This window comes from Stenotrophomonas sp. GQ19 (genome assembly GCF_059758695.1).
In genome coordinates this window covers 397,758-414,317 of record NZ_JCAXES010000002.1, presented here as the reverse complement: position 1 = coordinate 414,317, position 16,560 = coordinate 397,758, and the positions used below count along the sequence as shown (strand labels likewise).

Below are 16,560 nucleotides of genomic sequence, written 5' to 3'. Positions count from 1 at the left end.
TCCTGCAGAGTCATGCGGGCCATTACAGCATTTCCGGTTTGAACAGACCGCGACGCGACACTTCGGCGCCGGACAGCATGAACTGCCCATCGCCACGGTAGTGCAGGGTTCGAGGCCGTTTGGGCACCGTCGCCACGTGCGCCTTGACCACCTCCCAGATGAAAAGGCCGTGCCGCTTCACCTGGCTGGCATCGTGCAGCCGGCACTCGAAGCTGGCCGGGCACTGCGTCAGCAGCGGCGCATCCACGTCGTGGGCGGGGGTGGTGTCCAGCCCGAAGCGTTCGAACTTGTCCACCTCGGCGCCGCTGCAGTTGCCAATGCCCACCACGGTGTCGAGCAGGTCGGCGGTGGGCAGGTTGATCACGCACTGGCGGCTGCGCCGGATCAGCTCGAAGCTGTGGTTTCCGCTGGCAATCATCGTCCCCAGCAGCGAAGGCGTGAACGCCAGCACCGTGTGCCAGCCCAGCGTCATCACGTTGCGCTGGCCCTTCCACGCCGAACTGACCAGCACCACCGGGCCGGGTTCCAGCAAGCGACGGACCTCGTCCACCGGGTAGTCCAGCTTTCGGTAGCGTTTCATCGCAGGCTCCGCAGGCAATGCCTGGATCCTCGCAGCGGGCGCATGAACCGACCGTCGAAGGGGTTGACACGCGATTCGATTACGTGCGTAATCGGTTCGTCGATTACGGATGTAAATGATGAGCCAGATCAGCGAAGCCGAAGCGGTGGTGATGGACGTGTTGTGGCGCAGCCACCCGCTGGGCGCCGACGACGTGGTGGCCGCCCTGGCAGAGCGTGACTGGGCCGAGCCCACCATCAAGACCCTGCTCAACCGGCTGTTGACCAAGGGCGCGATCAGCGCCAGCCGCGATGGGCGTCGCTACCTCTACTCGCCGGTGCTGCAGCGCCAGGCCTGGGTGGCCGAGCAGAGCAGCGGCATGCTGGACAAGCTGTTCGACGGGCGCGTGGCACCGCTGGTGGCGCACTTCAGCCAGCGCGGAGCACTGAGCCCGCAGGATATCGCCGAACTCAAGGCGCTGATCGAGGGGCTGGACCATGGCTGAGTCGCTCAACGCACTCCTGCAGGCCAGCGTGTGGCTGGCAATCACGGTGGTGCTGCTGGCCGCGCTGCGACCGCTGTTGCTGGCCTTGGGTGGGGCGGCGCTGGTGTATCGCAGTTGGTGGTGCGTGCCAGTACTGCTGGTGGCGCTGCACCTGCCGTTGCCGATGGGACCGATGGTCGATGCATTGCCGGTGCTGGCCGCCGCCGTCGCCTGGACCGCGCCGGTCGTGGTGCCCGCCGCACCCGCGTGGCCGTGGTTGCTGCTGCTGGCGTGGGCACTGGGGGCACTGGGCATGGGCGGTGCAAGCTGGCGCGCGCAACGCCGCTTCGAGCGGGCCATGGGCACGTTGCGGCCGCGCGCCGACGGCACCTGGCAGGCCAGCGCCGACCCCGGCCTGCCGGCGTTGGTGGGGCTGTGGGCACCGCGCATCGTGGTGGGCCCGGCCTTCGAGGCAGATTTCAGCCCGGCCGAACAGGATCTGATTCTGCAGCATGAACGCAGCCATCGCCGCCATGGCGATCCCTGGGCCAACGCCGTGCTGGCGCTACTGCGCTGCGTGTTCTGGTTCCATCCGCTGCTGCCGTGGGCGGCGCGCCGGTTCCTGCGTGACCAGGAGCTGGCCTGCGACGCACGCACGGTCGACCCGCATCCGGCCCTGCGCCGGCTCTATGCCAACGCGCTGCTCAAGGCGCAGTTGGTTCACCCGGTTGCACCGATGGCCTGCCATTGGCGCAGCCAACCGATGTTGAAGGAGCGAATTGCCATGTTGAAGGAACACAAGCGGAAAGCACTGCCGTGGATGACCGGGCAGGTGCTGGTGATGGGGCTGTGCGTGGGTATGGGAACGGTGGCGTGGGCCAGCCAGGGCGGCGCAGGCGCGGGGCCGTCGGCCAGTACCGGCCCGGCCGCGCAGGCCAACGCCGCCGCAGGTAACGTGGATGCCCAGGCGCGCACCACGACGCCACCGACGTATCCCAAAGCGGCCTTCGACCAGGGCATCTCCGGCAAGGTGGTGCTGCGCGTGGAGGTGGACGCCAGCGGCAAGGCGAGCAACGTCCGCGTACTCAGTTCGACCCCGGCCGGCGTGTTCGACGCGGCCTCGGTGGCGGCGGCGAAAGAATGGACCTTCGAGCCGGCACGCCGGAATGGAACTGCCGTTGCCTCGGCGTTGAAGATCCCGATGACCTACGAGATGAACGAGAAGGCCCCGACACAGTGAAGCAGGGACTGCGGGCGATGACGCTCACACTGCTGATGAGCGGCTGTGCCGCTCATCAGCCGCTGACCACGACAGACACGGTGGACACCCGCACGGAGAACGTGAACCTGCAGCGCCTGCGGAGTGATGGCGACGGTGGCGCGGGCGCGGTGCAGCCGTATCAGCTGCAGTCCAGCCAGGGGTACCGGATGCCGCAGCTGTACGCCGCACCCGACCCGGTGTTGGGCGACCGCGATCCCCGCCGCGAGCTGGCGCCTACGATGGTCTGCCTGCAGGTGGTGGTGGATGCCGACGGCCGGGTGGAGCGCAGCCTGGCGCTGCTTGACCGGGCCGAATGCAAGGCCGGCGGCATGCCCGAGAACGTACCGCTGGTGGAAGCGGCACAGGCCGCGGTGGCGCAGTGGCGTTACTCGCCTGCGGCGGTGTGCCACTACCCGGCCGGTCACGTGCCGGGGGACCGCAGTGACTGCACCGGCGCCGAACGCGTCGAGCCGGTGCCGGTGAGCCTGCTGTACGCCTTCACCTTCGAGATTGTGAAAGGCAAACAGACCGTGCATCGCCAGGGGCGGTAGAGCCACCCCATGGGTGGCTACGCTACCAACCGGGTAGAGCCACCCCATGGGTGGCTGCGCGGCGGCAGAGGAAGGCAGCGGGGCAGAGCCCCGCTCTACGTGATCGGTGAGGCAGCGGGGCAGAGCCCCGCTCTACGTGATCGGTGAGGCAGCGGGGCAGAGCCCCGCTCTACGTTGATGGGCCGCCCTGGATGTTGGCCTTTACCGAGGGGTGCATCAGCGCGGGCTCGGCTAGCGTTGCATCGCGTGCCTGTCGGGTGGCGACGAAGTCGGCTTCACTGACCCCATCGCGCAGGTGGATGTTGCGCGCGCGCTGTTCGCCGATGGTGGTCTGGTTGGCCACCGCGCGCCCACCGGGGCCGTAGTCGTGGCAGATGAACACGCGGGTGCCATCGGGGAGCGCCAGCAGGCGCTGGATCGACCGGTACAGCTGCGCCGCATCGCCGCCGGGAAAATCGCAGCGGGCGGTGCCGCCATCGGGCATGAACAGCGAGTCCCCGGTGAACAGCGCATCGCCGATGCGGTAGGCCACGCTGTCGCTGGTGTGGCCGGGCACTGCGATCACCTCGGCATCGATGCCGCCCAGTGCGAAATGCTCGCCATCGGCGAACAGGTGGTCGAACTGCGAACCGTCGGTCGGCACTTCCAGCGCATACCGCGGCGCGAAGGTCTTCTGCACCTGCACGATCCCGTCGCCCATCGCCAGCGTGGCCTGTGGCCAGTGCTGCTTGAGCCAGCGGCCGGCACTGACGTGGTCGGCATGGGCGTGGGTTTCCAGCAGCCAGTGCACCTGCAGCGCGTTGCCCTGCACGTGGGCAAGCAGCGGCTGCAGCGGCCCGGCACCGAGCGCGTCGGTGTCCGGGTCGTAGTCCAGCACCGGGTCGATCACCGCGGCCTGCAACGTTGCCGGATCATGCACCACGTAGCTGAAGGTATGGCTGTCGGGGTGGAAGAAACTGGCGACGTGCAGTGACATGGGGGTTCCTCAGCGTTTGCCCAGTGTGGCGTTGAGCAGCACGGCCAGGCGTTCGCCGGCCAGGCGCAGCTCCTGTTCCGCGACCGGGCGGTAGGTCGCGGCATACTCCGGGGCCAGCGTACGCTTGCCCGGGTAAACGCCAGGTGCAATGGCGATGCGGCAGCTGGCCTCGGCCCACTGCACGGCGTCGGTGTTGATGCTGGAGCGCTTGCCCAGCTTGGGTGCGGGCAGGGCCATCAGGCGTTTGAGGTACTGGTCGTCATCGAGCTTGAGCTCGTTGAGCATGCCGCTGTCCCACAGCGAGTGCAGGTTGGTGCCGCGGTTGTTGAACTGCACCTGGAAGTCGTTGCCGCCCTTGTCGTGGCCGTAACCGGCATGCATGGGCTGGTGGATGTCGCCGGTGAAATGCACCACGAACTTCAGCGCCTGGGCGCGCTCGGCATCGCTTTTGCTGCGGTCGCCGAGGATCGCGGTCTGCACCTTCAACGCGTCGACAATGCAGTTGCCGCCCTTGCAGTGCTTCTGTGCTTCGTAGTGGCAGTTGTCTTCGCCGATGTTGACGTAATGCCAGCGCGCCGAGCGCTTGCCCAGGCCCGGGTCCTTGGCGCGCAGCTCGTCGGCCCAGGGGGCGATGGCGTGCAGGGTGGGGTCGGGCTCGCTGGCGAGCAGGCGGTCCACTTCGGCCTGGGCCGCCGGGGTGAGACGCGTTTCGGCGACGCGGGCGACCAGGCGGTGGCCTTGTGCGCCCCAGGCCAGGGCATCGGTGGAAACAAGGGTGAGGGCCAGGGCGAGGGCCGTGGCCGGAATCAGGGAGGCGATCTTCATCGGCCTCATTCTAGCGGGCTGCCTGCGGGGCGGCTTGGCCGGATCTGGCTGGCGGCACGCGCGGGCGATAGGCTGGGGCCTGGACGACTACGGGAGCAGCGGCAGTGCAGAAGGTCTTGGGCCTGATCGGCGGGATGAGCTGGGAAAGTTCGGCGCACTACTACCGGATGATCAATGAGCAGGTGCGCGATGCCTTGGGCGGCATGCACTCGGCGCGCATGCTGCTGTGGTCGTTCGACTTCGCCGATATCGAGGCGATGCAGCGGGCGGGCGACTGGGCCGCCGCCACGGCGGCAATGGTCGATGTTGCGCGTCGGCTGCAGGGGGCCGGGGCCACGGCGCTGGTGATCTGCACCAACACGATGCACCTGATGGCCGACGAGGTGCAGGCGGCGGTGGAGGTGCCTTTGCTGCACATCGCCGATCCGGTCGGGGAGGCGATCAGCGCGCTGGGGCTTGCGCGGGTGGGGTTGCTGGGCACGGCCTTCACCATGGAGCAGGAGTTCTACCGGGTGCGGCTGGCGCAGCGGCACGGGCTGGAGGTGCTGGTGCCCGACGCCGACGACCGTGCGCAGGTGCACCGGATCATCTACGAGGAGCTGGTGCAGGGGCGGGTGCTGGATTCATCGCGCGCTGTGTACCGCGCGGTGATGCAGCGGCTGGTGGACCGCGGTGCGCAGGCGATCATCCTGGGCTGCACCGAGATCATGCTGCTGGTGGGCGACGAGGATGCCACCGTACCGCTGTTCGACACCGCAGCGTTGCATGCGCAGGCCGCAGCCCGGCATCTTCTTGCACCGCGGTAGAGCCACCCCATGGGTGGCTGCCTTTCGATCCAGAAAAGTGGTTCTCGTTTGGATCGACTGGCGATCTCCGATCGGGCCGGCCGCAAGCGTGAGGGCCCCGTTGCCGCCGGTAGGCCCCTGGCGCAAATGTCCCCCGGCCGCGGGGCGGCCTCCTCCTTTATTTTGCCCAGGAGCCTACCGGCGGCTACGGGGCTCGGCTCGCGGTGAGCAGGGGAAGCCAGGCTTTTCTGGCGCTGTCGGTGGGTCGGGCGCTGGGTCCCCATGCCCTTGGAGGCGAAATAAAGGGGGAGGGGGCGGCCGCAGGCCGACGCCGGAGGACATTCGCCGGAAAGGGCATGGGGACCCAGCGCCCGACCCGCCGACGGCTGTGTGCCGGGAAAGCATCAAGGCACGTTTCTGCTTGCCCCGCTTATGGGAGAAAAAACAAAAAAAAATCCCCGGCCGAAGCCGGGGATAAACGCTTGCTGCGAGGGGTGTTGCGCTTGTCAGTCCTGATCCGCCGATCAGAACTTGAACACGTAGGACACGCCGTAGGCCAGCGGGTCGATATTGACGGTGCCGATCTTCTCGCCGTCGAGCTTCACCTTGCTGTCGATGTCCATCCAGCGCACATCGACGCGCAGCGAGCCCTTGTCGTTGATCGCGAAATCCAGACCAGCATGGGCGGCCAGGCCCCAGGAGTCGTCCATCTTCAGCTTGCTGCCGGCCAGCGCGCCGCTGGTCTTCTCGCTGAAGAAAGTGGTGTAGTTGATGCCGGCGCCCACGAACGGGGACACCTTGCCCTTGCTGTTGAAGTGGTATTGCAGCGACACCACCGGCGGCAGGTGCTTGGTGCTGCCCACGTTGCCCAGGCCGGCAATGTTGATGTCGTGCTTGAACGGCAGCGCGGCCAGGATCTCGATGCCCAGGTTGTCGGCAATGAAGTACTCACCGGTGATGGTCGGCTTGACGTCGTTGTCGACGTCCACCTTCAGCGTGCCGCCGGCCAGCGAGCCGTTGTTGGACTTCGGGGCGACCTGGTGCACGCCGGCACCGATCGTCCAGTCGCCCTTGGACTGGGCCATGGCCGGGGCGGCAGCCAGCGCAAGTGCGGCGGCCAGGGCGGACAGCAGGAGGGGGGAGGTGTTGCGCATGAGGGTGTCTCGTTGCGGGTGGAATGGGGCCAGTTTTCCCGTCCCCGGCCCGCCGCGCCTTGATCCGGATCAATCCAGGAAATTCCACATGTAACCGGTTCCCATTCGCCTCCCGAGGGCCGGGTCCGGTCTGGCCCTGCTAGAATGAGCGCCCCTTTCCATCGGCGCCGCACCGTCGCGGCTGCAGGAGCTTGTGAACATGGCAATCAAGGTTGGCATCAACGGTTTCGGTCGCATCGGGCGCAACGTGCTGCGCTCGGCCGTGCTGAACTTCGGCAATGACATCGAAATCGTCGCCATCAACGATCTGCTGGAGCCGGACTACCTGGCGTACATGCTGAAGTACGACTCCGTGCATGGCCGCTTCAAGGCCGACGTGGAAGTGTCCGGCAGCGACCTGCTGGTCAACGGCAAGAAGATCCGCCTGACCCAGGAGCGCGACCCGGCCAACCTGAAGTGGGACGAAGTCGGCGTGGACGTCGTCATCGAATCCACCGGCCTGTTCCTGACCAAGGAAACCGCGCAGAAGCACATCGATGCCGGCGCCAAGAAGGTGATCCTGTCGGCGCCGTCCAAGGACGACACCCCGATGTTCGTGTTCGGCGTGAACGACAGCACCTACGCCGGCCAGGCCATCATCTCCAACGCCTCGTGCACCACCAACTGCCTGGCCCCGCTGGCCAAGGTCATCAACGACAAGTGGGGCATCAAGCGCGGCCTGATGACCACCGTGCATGCGGCCACCGCCACCCAGAAGACCGTCGATGGCCCGTCCAACAAGGACTGGCGCGGCGGCCGTGGCATCCTGGAGAACATCATTCCGTCCTCCACCGGTGCGGCCAAGGCCGTGGGCGTGGTGATCCCGGAACTGAACAAGAAGCTCACCGGCATGAGCTTCCGCGTGCCGACCTCGGACGTGTCGGTGGTCGACCTGACCGTCGAGCTGGAAAAGGAAGCCACCTACGCCGAGATCTGCGCCGAAGTGAAGGCACAGAGCGAAGGCGCGCTGAAGGGCATCCTGGGCTACACCGAAGACAAGGTAGTGGCCACCGATTTCCGCGGCGAGACCCACACCTCGGTGTTCGACGCCGATGCCGGCATCGCGCTGGACAGCACCTTCGTCAAGCTGGTGTCGTGGTACGACAACGAATGGGGCTACTCCAACAAGTGCCTGGAAATGGCCAAGGTTGTTGCCGCCAAGTAAGCGCGGCGCGTCCTAGGTAGTCCCTGCGAACCCCGGCCCTGTGCCGGGGTTCGTCGTTTCCGGAGTGCAACCGGTCCGGGCGGGCGACCGCCCGCAGCCGCCGCCGATCCATTAGCATGGCCGCGTGCCACCGGCATGGCGTTGGCAAGTGCCGCCGGGGCTTCCCTATGAGGATGGCGTGCAATGGAAGCGTTGATTGCCTTGGTAGCGGTGGTGCTGCTGCTGATCCCGGTGCTGCTGATCGTGGCGCTGGTGATGATCGCCGGCCTGCGCCGGCGGGTTGCCGCGTTGGAACTGCAGCAGTTCGAGGGCGGGCCGGCCAACGTCGCTGACCCCGCACACGCCGACGCGCCGGAGGTGCGCTCGGTGCATTGGGCCGACCAGCCCTACCAGGCACGCGTCCCGGTTGCCGACGCTACCCAACCGCCAGCCACCCTGACCGGGCCGGCCATGCCGGACGCATCGGCCTCGGCCGCACCTGCCGCAGCTGCTGACCCGGCCCCCGCCGCGCCCCCCAGCCGGCCGCCACCGTTGCCACCGGCACCGAGCGCGCCGCCACCGCCTTCGGAGCCGGGCCTCGGCGAGCGCCTTGTGGGGGCCATCAAACACTGGTTCACCGACGGCAACGTGCCGGTCAAGATCGGCATGCTGGTGCTGCTGGCCGGTGTCGCCGCGCTGCTCAAGTACGCCAGCGACCAGGGCTGGTTGAACGCGCCGATCGAGCTGCGGCTGGCCGCCATTGCCGCTGCCGCGCTGGGCGGGCTGGTGTTCGGCTGGGTCCAGCGCGATCGCCGGCGCCTGTTCGCGCTGGCGCTGCAGGGCGGGGCGATCGGCGTGCTGCTGCTGACCGTCTTCGCCGCGTTCAAGCGCTACGACCTGATCGATGCCCTGCCGGCGTTTGCGATGAGCGTGCTGCTGATCGCCGGCATGGGCGTGCTGGCGGTCGTGCAGAATTCGCGCACGCTGGCGGTGCTCGGCATCCTCGCCGGGTTCATGGCGCCGATCTGGCTGTCCACCGGCAGCGGCAACCACGTCGCACTGTTCTCGTATTACGCGGTGCTCAACGCGGCGATCCTGGCCATTGCCTGGTGGCGTCCGTGGCGGGTACTCAACCTGCTCGGGTTTGCCTTCACCTTCGGCATCGGCACTGCCTGGGGCGTGCTGCAGTACAACGCCGACAAGTTCAGCAGCACCGAGCCGTTCCTGCTGCTGTTCTTCGCCTTCTACCTGCTGATTCCGATTCTGTATGCACGCCGGCAGCCGGCGGAGAAGCGCGACCTGGTCGACGGCAGCCTGGTGTTCGGTACGCCGCTGATCGCCTTCTCGCTGCAGGCCGGCATGCTGCATGACGACCGGCTCGCGTTGGCCCTGTGTGCACTGGGCCTGGCGGCGTTGTACGCGGTGCTCGGCTGGGCGCTGATCCGGCGCGCGCGCTACGCCGCATTGGGCCAGTCGCACGCGGTGCTGGCCGTGGGCTTTGCCACCCTGGCGGTACCGCTCGCGCTGTCTGCGCGCGCCACCGCCAGCGTGTTCGCGCTGGAAGGCGCCGGGCTGGTCTGGCTGGGCCTGCGCCAGAAGCGGTGGTTGCCTCAGATCGCTGGCGCGCTGCTGCAGCTGGGCGCGGCGTTCGGGTTCGTGGTGGGGGCCGACTACTGGCACAACGACGCCACGGCAATTGCCAATCCCACCTTCATGAGCGGGCTGCTGCTGGCCGTGGCCGGCTTCGCTTCGGCGTGGTGCTACCGGCGCGCACGCCAGGATGCGCCGGCCATCGTCTATTACCTGTGGGGCCTGCTGTGGTGGTTGGGCGGCGTGGTCCACGAAGTGGGCCGGTTCGTCGCGCGCGACAGCCGCCCGGACGCGCTGCTGATCGCGGTGGCCTTCAGCGCCTGGATGGCAGCCGAAGTGCATCGCCGCGCACCGGCCCGCGCACTGGTGCTGACCACGCTGGCGATGCTGCTGGCCGCGTTCCCGCTGGCGCTGTGGCAGGCCGACGTGCACCAGCAGCCGTTCGCCGGCTATGGCGCGCTGGCCTGGGCCGTGTTCGCGCTGCTGGGCGTGCGCAGCCTGTGGTGCCTGCGCGGCGGGCAGGACCGGGTGGCGCTGGCCGCGCAGTTCAGCTGGTGGCTGTTGTGGCCCAGCGTGGTGTCGCTGGCATGCATGTGGCTGGCCGATCGCTTCGCGTTGGCGCAGGGCTGGTCGTTGGCGCTGGCGTTGCTGCCGTGGCTGCTGGTGGCCGCCGCCGCACTGCTGCGCTGGCCGTGGCTGGCGATGCCGCTGGGTGCACGCTTCGACGTGCTGCGCACCGCGCTTACCGCCACGCTGTTCGGGGTACTGGGCGTGAGTTGGCTGTGTCTGCTGATCCAACCGGCCTCGCCGGCACCGCTGCCGTGGCTGCCCCTGCTCAATTCGATGGAACTGGCGCAGCTGGCGGTGCTCGCCCTGGCGGCACGCTGGCTGTGGTCGGCCCCGGCACCGGCCGGGCTGCGTGGCCGGCGCGTACCGGTGCTGGCCATCGCCGGCTTCGCCCTGCTCACCAGTACCACTCTGCATACCGTGCACCACTGGGGCGCGGTGCCGTGGAACGACGCACTGTGGTCCTCGACCCTGGCCCAGACCAGCCTTACCGTTGTCTGGAGCGTGCTCGGCGTGATCAGCTGGGTGTGGGGCTCGCGCCGTGGTCAGCGCACGCTGTGGCTGGTGGGTGCGGTGTTGATGGGCGTGGTGCTGGCCAAGCTGGTGCTGATCGACCGCCAACACCTGGGCAACCTGTTGGGCATTTCCTCCTTCATCGCCTACGGCCTGCTGTGCACGGTCGTGGGCTACCTCGCACCGGCACCGCCGCGCGCGCCGGACGCTACCGTGGAGTCTCAGTCGTGATGACGTTGCGCACCTTGATCGCCGTGCTGTCCCTTGCCGCGGTGCCTTCGCTGGCGCAGGCCGCCGATGCGCGCCAGGACTACCGCCAGCAATGGCCGTTGCAGCTGTCCCAGCCGCAGGCCGGTGCCTACCGGGTGATGCTGGACGAGGCGGTGTACCGCAGCGCGGTGTCGCCGCGGCTGGCGGATGTGCAGGTGTTCAACGCGCAGGGCCAGGCCCTGCCGACCACGTTGCTGAGTGCCGACCAGCCGCTGGCGCGTCCTGCGCAGTGGCAGGACCTGGCCTGGTTCCCGCTGCCGGCGATGGCCGGTGCCGGTGCCGATGACCTGCAGCTGCTGACCGAACGCAACACCGATGGCAGCGTGCGCCGGGTGGAAGCGCGGCTGGGCCGCAGTGGCGGCGGCAGTGCGCAGGCCGCCGGGTGGCTGGTGGACGCAAGCGCGCTGAAGGCGGGCGTGCAGGCGCTGCGGCTGGACTGGCAGGCGCAGTCGTCGCTGCAGGCGCGGGTACGGGTGGAGGCCAGCGACGATCTTCAACAGTGGCAGCGCATTGCCGACGACGTACCGTTGGTGGACCTGCAGCACGATGGGCGGCGCCTGCAGCAGCGGCGCATCGAGATCGGCCGCCAGGCACGCTATTTCCGCATCCTGCCGATCGGTGCCGATGCACTGCCGGTGCTGTCCAACGTGCAGGCGGAACTGGCACCGGCGCTGGAGGCGATCGACTGGCGCTGGGAATCACTGGGTGGCGCGGCCGGCAAGCCGGGGGAGTTCGAGTATCAACTGCAGGGGCGTTTCCCGATCTCGCAGGTCGACATCAGCACGGCCGACAACAGCGTGGTGCAGTGGACGCTGCTCAGCCGCGACGATGCCGCGCAGCCGTGGCAGGTACGCGCAGGCCCGTGGGTGGCCTACCAGGTGCAGGACGCCGCCGAACGCCGTCGGTCGCAGACACAATCGTTGCCGGTGCCCACGCGCGACCGCTACTGGAAGCTGGTGGCGGCGCAGGCCGAGCCGAACCAGGCACCCACGCTGAAACTGGGCTACCAGCCCGAGGCCCTGGTGTTCCTGAGCCAGGGCGAGCCGCCGTACAGCGTGGCCGCCGGCAGCGTGCGCGCCCGCCGCAGCGATGCACCGGTGGGCACGGTGATTGCACAACTGCGCGAGCAGCAGGGCGCGCAATGGCAGCCGGCCACCGCGACGCTGCAGGGGCAGGCGCAGGTCCTGGGCGGCGACGCCGCCGTGGCCCCGCAGCGCGACTGGAAGCGGTGGCTGCTGTGGGGGCTGCTGGTGCTGGGCGTGCTGATCGTGGGCGGCTTTGCAGTGAGCGTGCTGCGGCAGAAGCCTGGGGATGTTGGTGGTTGATTGTTGTTGTTGTTTTGCTGACGGCTGAGGCGGCGTTTTGGTTGTTCCTGCGGTGAGGTGGCCGGGTGGCCTTGCCCAGGACACGCCGTAAACCCGTCCCTGGGGGCTCGGTGTTGCCATTCATGGCAACACACGGTCCTGGGCAAGGCCACCCGGCCACCTCCGGACGGTTCACCGCGTTGGCGGTGGGGGAAGAGCTGCCGGGCAGCGCCCGGAACTACGTGTCCGGGCGCCGCTCTGTGGTCGTGCTTCTCATCATCCATCCGCATTGGTGAGGATGAGAGCTGCCGGGCAGCGCCCGGCACTACGTGTCCGTGCGCCGCTCTGTGGTCGTGCTTCTCATCATCCATCCGCATTGGTGAGGATGAGAGCTGCCGGGCAGAGCCCGGCACTACGTGTCCGAGCGCCGCTTTATGGACGCGCTTTTCATCATCCATCCGCATTGGTGAGGATAAAAGCTGCCGGGCAGCGCCCGGCACTACCGGTGGGCTTTTGCATGCGCGCCGACCAACTGTCGAGTGTGGGGGCCTGTGGGTTCGCGGGACCCTGAGCCGCATGGATGCGGCGACGGAGCTTACATGGGTGAGGGCGCATTGCTTGCGAGGCACTGCCTCGCATGCGTCCGAACGCACAGCCGCCAGCGGCTGGGCCGGGCCGCGGAGCGGGACTTGCAGCGTGTCCCGTGAACCCACAGGCCCCCGCACAGCGCAGGAGCATCGGCCGCAGGGCTCTGGACTTGGACTTGGACTTGGCTTTTGGCTTCTACCTTCCATTTCCGCCCGAAAATTTGCGATGCACCCGCGCAGCCGGGACAATGGGTGTCTGCGCCGTGCGTGGCGCCCTTTCCTTTTTCAGCCAAAGAGTTGCCCATGTCCATCGTTCGCATGACCGACCTCGATCTCTCCGGCAAGCGCGTGCTGATCCGCCAGGACCTCAACGTACCGATCGAGAATGGCCGCATCACCTCCGAACAGCGCATCACTGCATCGCTGCCGACGCTGAAGCTCGCACTGGAAAAGGGCGCCGCCGTCATGGTCACCTCGCACCTCGGCCGCCCCACCGAAGGCGTCTGGAGCGAAGCCGAATCGCTTGCCCCCGTGGCCCTGCGCCTCTCCCAGCTGCTCGGCGTCCAGGTCCCCCTCGTGCGAGACTGGGTCGACGGCGTCGACGTTGCCCCCGGCTCCATCGTCCTCCTTGAGAATTGCCGCATGAACGTCGGCGAAGGCAAGGACGACGAAACGCTCGCCAAAAAGTATGCCGCCCTCTGCGACGTCTTCGTCATGGACGCCTTCGGCACCGCGCACCGCGCCCAGGCCTCCACCCATGGCGTCATCCGCTTCGCCCCCATCGCCGCCGGTGGCCCGCTGCTCATGGCCGAACTGGACGCGCTCGCCAAGGCCCTGCTCGCGCCCGCCCAGCCGCTGCTCGCCATCGTCGCCGGCAGCAAGGTCAGCACCAAGCTTGAACTGCTGTCCAGCCTCGTTGGCAAGGTCGACCAGCTCATCGTCGGCGGCGGCATCGCCAACACCTTCATCGCCGCCGCCGGCTACCCGGTCGGCAAGTCGCTGTACGAACCGGACCTGCTCGACACGGCGAAGAAAATCGTCGCCGACGCCAAGGCCCGCGGCGCCGACATCCCCCTGCCCACCGACGTCGTCGTTGCCAAGCAGTTCCTGCCCGACGCCGAAGCCACCGTGAAGGCCGTGGCCGACGTCGCCGAAGACGACCTCATCCTCGACATCGGCCCGGACACCGCCCAGCACTACGCCGGGCTCATCGCCAAGGCCGGCACCGTGGTCTGGAACGGCCCCGTCGGCGTGTTCGAATTCGAGTCCTTCAGCCACGGCACCCAGGCCCTGGCCCAGGCCATCGCCGCCTCCCCGGCGTTCTCCATCGCCGGTGGCGGCGACACCCTGGCGGCTGTTGACAAGTACGACATCGCCGACCAGGTCAGCTACATCTCCACCGGCGGCGGCGCGTTCCTGGAGTTCCTGGAAGGCAAAACCCTGCCGGCGGTCGCCGCGCTGGAAGCACGGGGCGCCTGATGACCCTCGGTCGTCACGCCTTCGAACAGCGCGCAACGCTGTTCTTCGACCTCGATGGCACCCTGATCGACTCGGCGGTCGGCATCACCCAGTGCGTGGCCCATGCGCTCACCCAAATGGGCCAGCCGGTCCCGCCGCAGGAGGAACTGCGGCGCTGGATCGGCCCATCGCTGCGCACCAGCTTCGCGCCGCTGTTTGCCGACCCGGCCGATGTCGAACAGGCAGTCACCTACTACCGCGAGCGTTTCGACGTGGTGGGCTGGCGCGAGCACGAGGTGTATCCGCGCATCGGCCAGGTCGTGCAGGAACTGCACGGCCGCGGCCACCGCCTGGCCATTGTCACCGCCAAAAACGAGCCGCACGCACGCCGCATCATCGACCACCTGCCGTTTGGCAGCTGCTTCGAGGACGTCATCGGCGCCACGATCGACGGCAGCCGCAGCGAGAAACCGCAGCTGGTCGCCGAAGCCCTGCAGCGCCTGTCGCTGACCCCGGATCAGTGCTGGATGATCGGCGACCGGCGCATGGATATTGCCGGCGCGCGTCATCACGCCATGCGCAATATTGGCGTGTTGTGGGGATTCGGCGGCGCCGAAGAGCTGCAATTGGCCGGTGCGCAACATCTGGCAAACACGCCGGACGACCTGCTCACGCTGCTCGCCTGAGGCACGCGGCGGCGTCCCGTACGCCGCCGCATGTCCCGCGCAAAGCCAACCGGGTCGGGGCTTGTCGGCATTTCGGCGTCAACCGATGTCCGCCCGGCGGTCCGCCGGTGTCTGCAGGACAACAGCAAGAGCCAGCTGCCCCAAGGCTGTAAACGTATTCATGGGACGTGAAGGGTGTGCTAATTTCGATCCTTTCCCGGGAGCCCATTTACCATGATTGAGCGTCAGCGTCGCACCAAGATCCTTGCCACCCTCGGACCGGCAACCGACCCGCCGGGCGTGCTGGAGGATCTCTTCCGCGCCGGCGTGAACGTGGTTCGCCTCAACTTCAGCCACGGTGACCCGTCCGGCCAGGCCAAGCGTGCCGCCGACGTGCGCGCCGCCGCGCAGCGCGTGGGCGTGGAAGTGGGCATCCTGGCCGACCTGCCGGGCCCGAAGATCCGCATCGAGCGTTTCGCCGAAGGCAAGATCAAGCTCAAGGCCGGTGACCGCTTCGACCTGGTCGCCTCGGCCACGCCGCCCCCGGGCGACACCACCCAGGTGGGCGTGAGCTACCTCGGCCTGCCGCAGGACGTGGTGGCCGGTGACGTGCTGCTGCTCGACGACGGCCTGATGCAGCTGCAGGTCCTGGAAGTGCAGGGCGAGCGCATCATCAACACCGTGCTCAACGACGGCGTGCTGTCCGACCGCAAGGGCCTGAACAAGCAGGGCGGTGGCCTGTCGCTGGGCGCGCTGACCGAGCGCGACAAGGAACTGATCGGCATCGTGGCCAAGATCGGCGTGGATTTCATCGCTGTCTCGTTCTGCCGCAACGCGCAGGACATGAACGATGCGCGCGCCATTGCCGAATCGCATGGCTGCTACGCCGCGCTGGTGTCCAAGATCGAGCGCACCGAAGCCATCGAGAACCTGGAAGAAATCGTCGACGCCAGCGATGTGGTGATGGTGGCCCGTGGCGACCTGGGCGTGGAAATCGGCGATGCCGAACTGCCGGGCCTGCAGAAGAAGATCATCAAGGCCTCGCTGGCCCAGAACAAGGTGGTGATCACCGCCACGCAGATGCTGCAGTCGATGGTCGAAAGCCCGATCCCGACCCGTGCCGAAGTGCTGGACGTGGCCAACTCGGTCATCGACGGCACCGATGCGGTGATGCTGTCGGCCGAAACCGCCGCTGGCATGTACCCGGTCAAGGCGGTTGAGGCGATGGCACGTATCTGCCTCGGTGCCGAACGCCAGTTCCAGACCGAGACCGATTTCGGCGCCTCGCCGCGCAACCTGGAACGTGCCGACCAGGCCATCGCCATGGCCACCATGTTCCTGTCCCAGCACGTGGGCGTGCGTGCGATCGTGGCGATGACCGAATCCGGTGGCACCGCGCGCTACCTGTCGCGCTTCCGTGCGTCGGCCCCGGTGTTCGCAGTGACCCGCCACGACGGCGCCCGTCGCCAGATGGCGCTGATGCGCGACGTGTTCCCGATCAACTTCGACAGCCGCGGTTTCACTCCGCGCGAAGCCGCCCGCGGCAGCATCCGCCTGCTGGTGGAAGCCAACCAGCTGCAGGCCGGCGACCGCGTGGTGTTCACCAGCGGCGAGCACATGGAAACCCATGGCGCCACCAACACCCTGCGCCTGCTGGAAGTGGGTGAAGACGGGCGCGCCAGCGGTCTGGGCGACCTGTAAGGGAAACTGCCGGGCAAACCCCGGCAGTGCAGCACACGGCGGCGCGGCGGAAACGTCGCGCCGTCATGCGTTGGGCATCTGAAAGCGTTTCCAGATTCTGTGGACGGTCAGTTCACGGGAGGCGGGC

General features: G+C 68.0%; 14 protein-coding genes. 10 read left to right on the top strand and 4 right to left on the bottom strand.

The window, feature by feature from the left end; all coding sequences use genetic code 11:
• Positions 1-22: 22 nt before the first annotated feature.
• Complete coding sequence (locus AC6CHL_RS05890; protein WP_498293774.1) at positions 23-580, bottom strand: flavin reductase family protein; 558 nt, start codon at positions 578-580, stop codon at positions 23-25.
• Between the two features lie 118 nt (positions 581-698).
• On the opposite strand from AC6CHL_RS05890, the gene AC6CHL_RS05885 reads away from it, so the two are divergent.
• Genes AC6CHL_RS05885 through AC6CHL_RS05875 form a run of 3 tightly spaced genes read left to right on the top strand, consistent with a single transcriptional unit; the run spans position 699 to position 2,855 of the window.
• A complete protein-coding gene (locus AC6CHL_RS05885) occupies positions 699-1,064 on the top strand; it encodes a BlaI/MecI/CopY family transcriptional regulator (RefSeq protein WP_141057423.1) in 366 nt (121 codons plus the stop codon).
• Positions 1,057-2,283, top strand: a complete 1,227-nt coding sequence (locus tag AC6CHL_RS05880; RefSeq protein ID WP_498293772.1) for a M56 family metallopeptidase — start codon at positions 1,057-1,059, stop codon at positions 2,281-2,283. Before AC6CHL_RS05885 ends, AC6CHL_RS05880 begins: the two co-directional genes overlap by 8 nt.
• A gap of 17 nt (positions 2,284-2,300) precedes the next feature.
• Positions 2,301-2,855, top strand: coding sequence for a hypothetical protein (locus AC6CHL_RS05875; protein WP_498293770.1), 555 nt, complete (start codon positions 2,301-2,303; stop codon positions 2,853-2,855).
• Between the two features lie 169 nt (positions 2,856-3,024).
• Here the strand turns inward: AC6CHL_RS05875 and AC6CHL_RS05870 are convergent, their stop codons facing one another.
• Both AC6CHL_RS05870 and AC6CHL_RS05865 read right to left on the bottom strand, forming a co-directional pair.
• Positions 3,025-3,831 carry an MBL fold metallo-hydrolase gene (locus AC6CHL_RS05870; protein WP_498293768.1) on the bottom strand — a complete coding sequence of 269 codons (807 nt, stop codon included), beginning with the start codon at positions 3,829-3,831 and terminating at the stop codon, positions 3,025-3,027.
• 9 nt (positions 3,832-3,840) lie between these two features.
• Positions 3,841-4,656 carry a S1/P1 nuclease gene (locus tag AC6CHL_RS05865; RefSeq protein ID WP_038686556.1) on the bottom strand — a complete coding sequence of 272 codons (816 nt, stop codon included), beginning with the start codon at positions 4,654-4,656 and terminating at the stop codon, positions 3,841-3,843.
• Between the two features lie 104 nt (positions 4,657-4,760).
• On the opposite strand from AC6CHL_RS05865, the gene AC6CHL_RS05860 reads away from it, so the two are divergent.
• On the top strand, positions 4,761-5,462 hold the full coding sequence (locus AC6CHL_RS05860; RefSeq protein ID WP_448134293.1) for an aspartate/glutamate racemase family protein: 702 nt from the start codon (positions 4,761-4,763) through the stop codon (positions 5,460-5,462).
• Between the two features lie 503 nt (positions 5,463-5,965).
• On the opposite strand, the gene AC6CHL_RS05855 is transcribed toward AC6CHL_RS05860, so the two are convergent.
• Positions 5,966-6,595, bottom strand: coding sequence for an OmpW/AlkL family protein (locus AC6CHL_RS05855; RefSeq protein WP_038686559.1), 630 nt, complete (start codon positions 6,593-6,595; stop codon positions 5,966-5,968).
• A gap of 199 nt (positions 6,596-6,794) precedes the next feature.
• Between AC6CHL_RS05855 and gap the strand changes: the two genes are divergently transcribed.
• From gap to pyk, 6 genes are all read left to right on the top strand, one after another.
• Positions 6,795-7,799: a type I glyceraldehyde-3-phosphate dehydrogenase gene (gap, locus tag AC6CHL_RS05850; RefSeq protein ID WP_448134292.1), complete on the top strand. Its 1,005-nt coding sequence runs from the start codon at positions 6,795-6,797 to the stop codon at positions 7,797-7,799.
• Positions 7,800-7,982: 183 nt separating this feature from the next.
• The gene (locus tag AC6CHL_RS05845) at positions 7,983-10,679 is read left to right on the top strand and encodes a DUF2339 domain-containing protein (RefSeq protein ID WP_498293765.1); all 2,697 of its coding nucleotides are present in this window, start codon (positions 7,983-7,985) and stop codon (positions 10,677-10,679) included.
• A complete protein-coding gene (locus AC6CHL_RS05840) occupies positions 10,679-12,043 on the top strand; it encodes a DUF3999 domain-containing protein (protein WP_498293763.1) in 1,365 nt (454 codons plus the stop codon). The genes AC6CHL_RS05845 and AC6CHL_RS05840 overlap by 1 nt, the downstream gene beginning before the upstream one ends.
• A gap of 869 nt (positions 12,044-12,912) precedes the next feature.
• Positions 12,913-14,088, top strand: coding sequence for a phosphoglycerate kinase (locus AC6CHL_RS05835; RefSeq protein ID WP_038686567.1), 1,176 nt, complete (start codon positions 12,913-12,915; stop codon positions 14,086-14,088).
• Positions 14,088-14,753 carry an HAD hydrolase-like protein gene (locus tag AC6CHL_RS05830; protein ID WP_498293761.1) on the top strand — a complete coding sequence of 222 codons (666 nt, stop codon included), beginning with the start codon at positions 14,088-14,090 and terminating at the stop codon, positions 14,751-14,753. Before AC6CHL_RS05835 ends, AC6CHL_RS05830 begins: the two co-directional genes overlap by 1 nt.
• 213 nt (positions 14,754-14,966) lie before the next feature.
• The gene (pyk, locus tag AC6CHL_RS05825; protein ID WP_137190187.1) at positions 14,967-16,433 is read left to right on the top strand and encodes a pyruvate kinase; all 1,467 of its coding nucleotides are present in this window, start codon (positions 14,967-14,969) and stop codon (positions 16,431-16,433) included.
• Positions 16,434-16,560 lie beyond the last annotated feature (127 nt).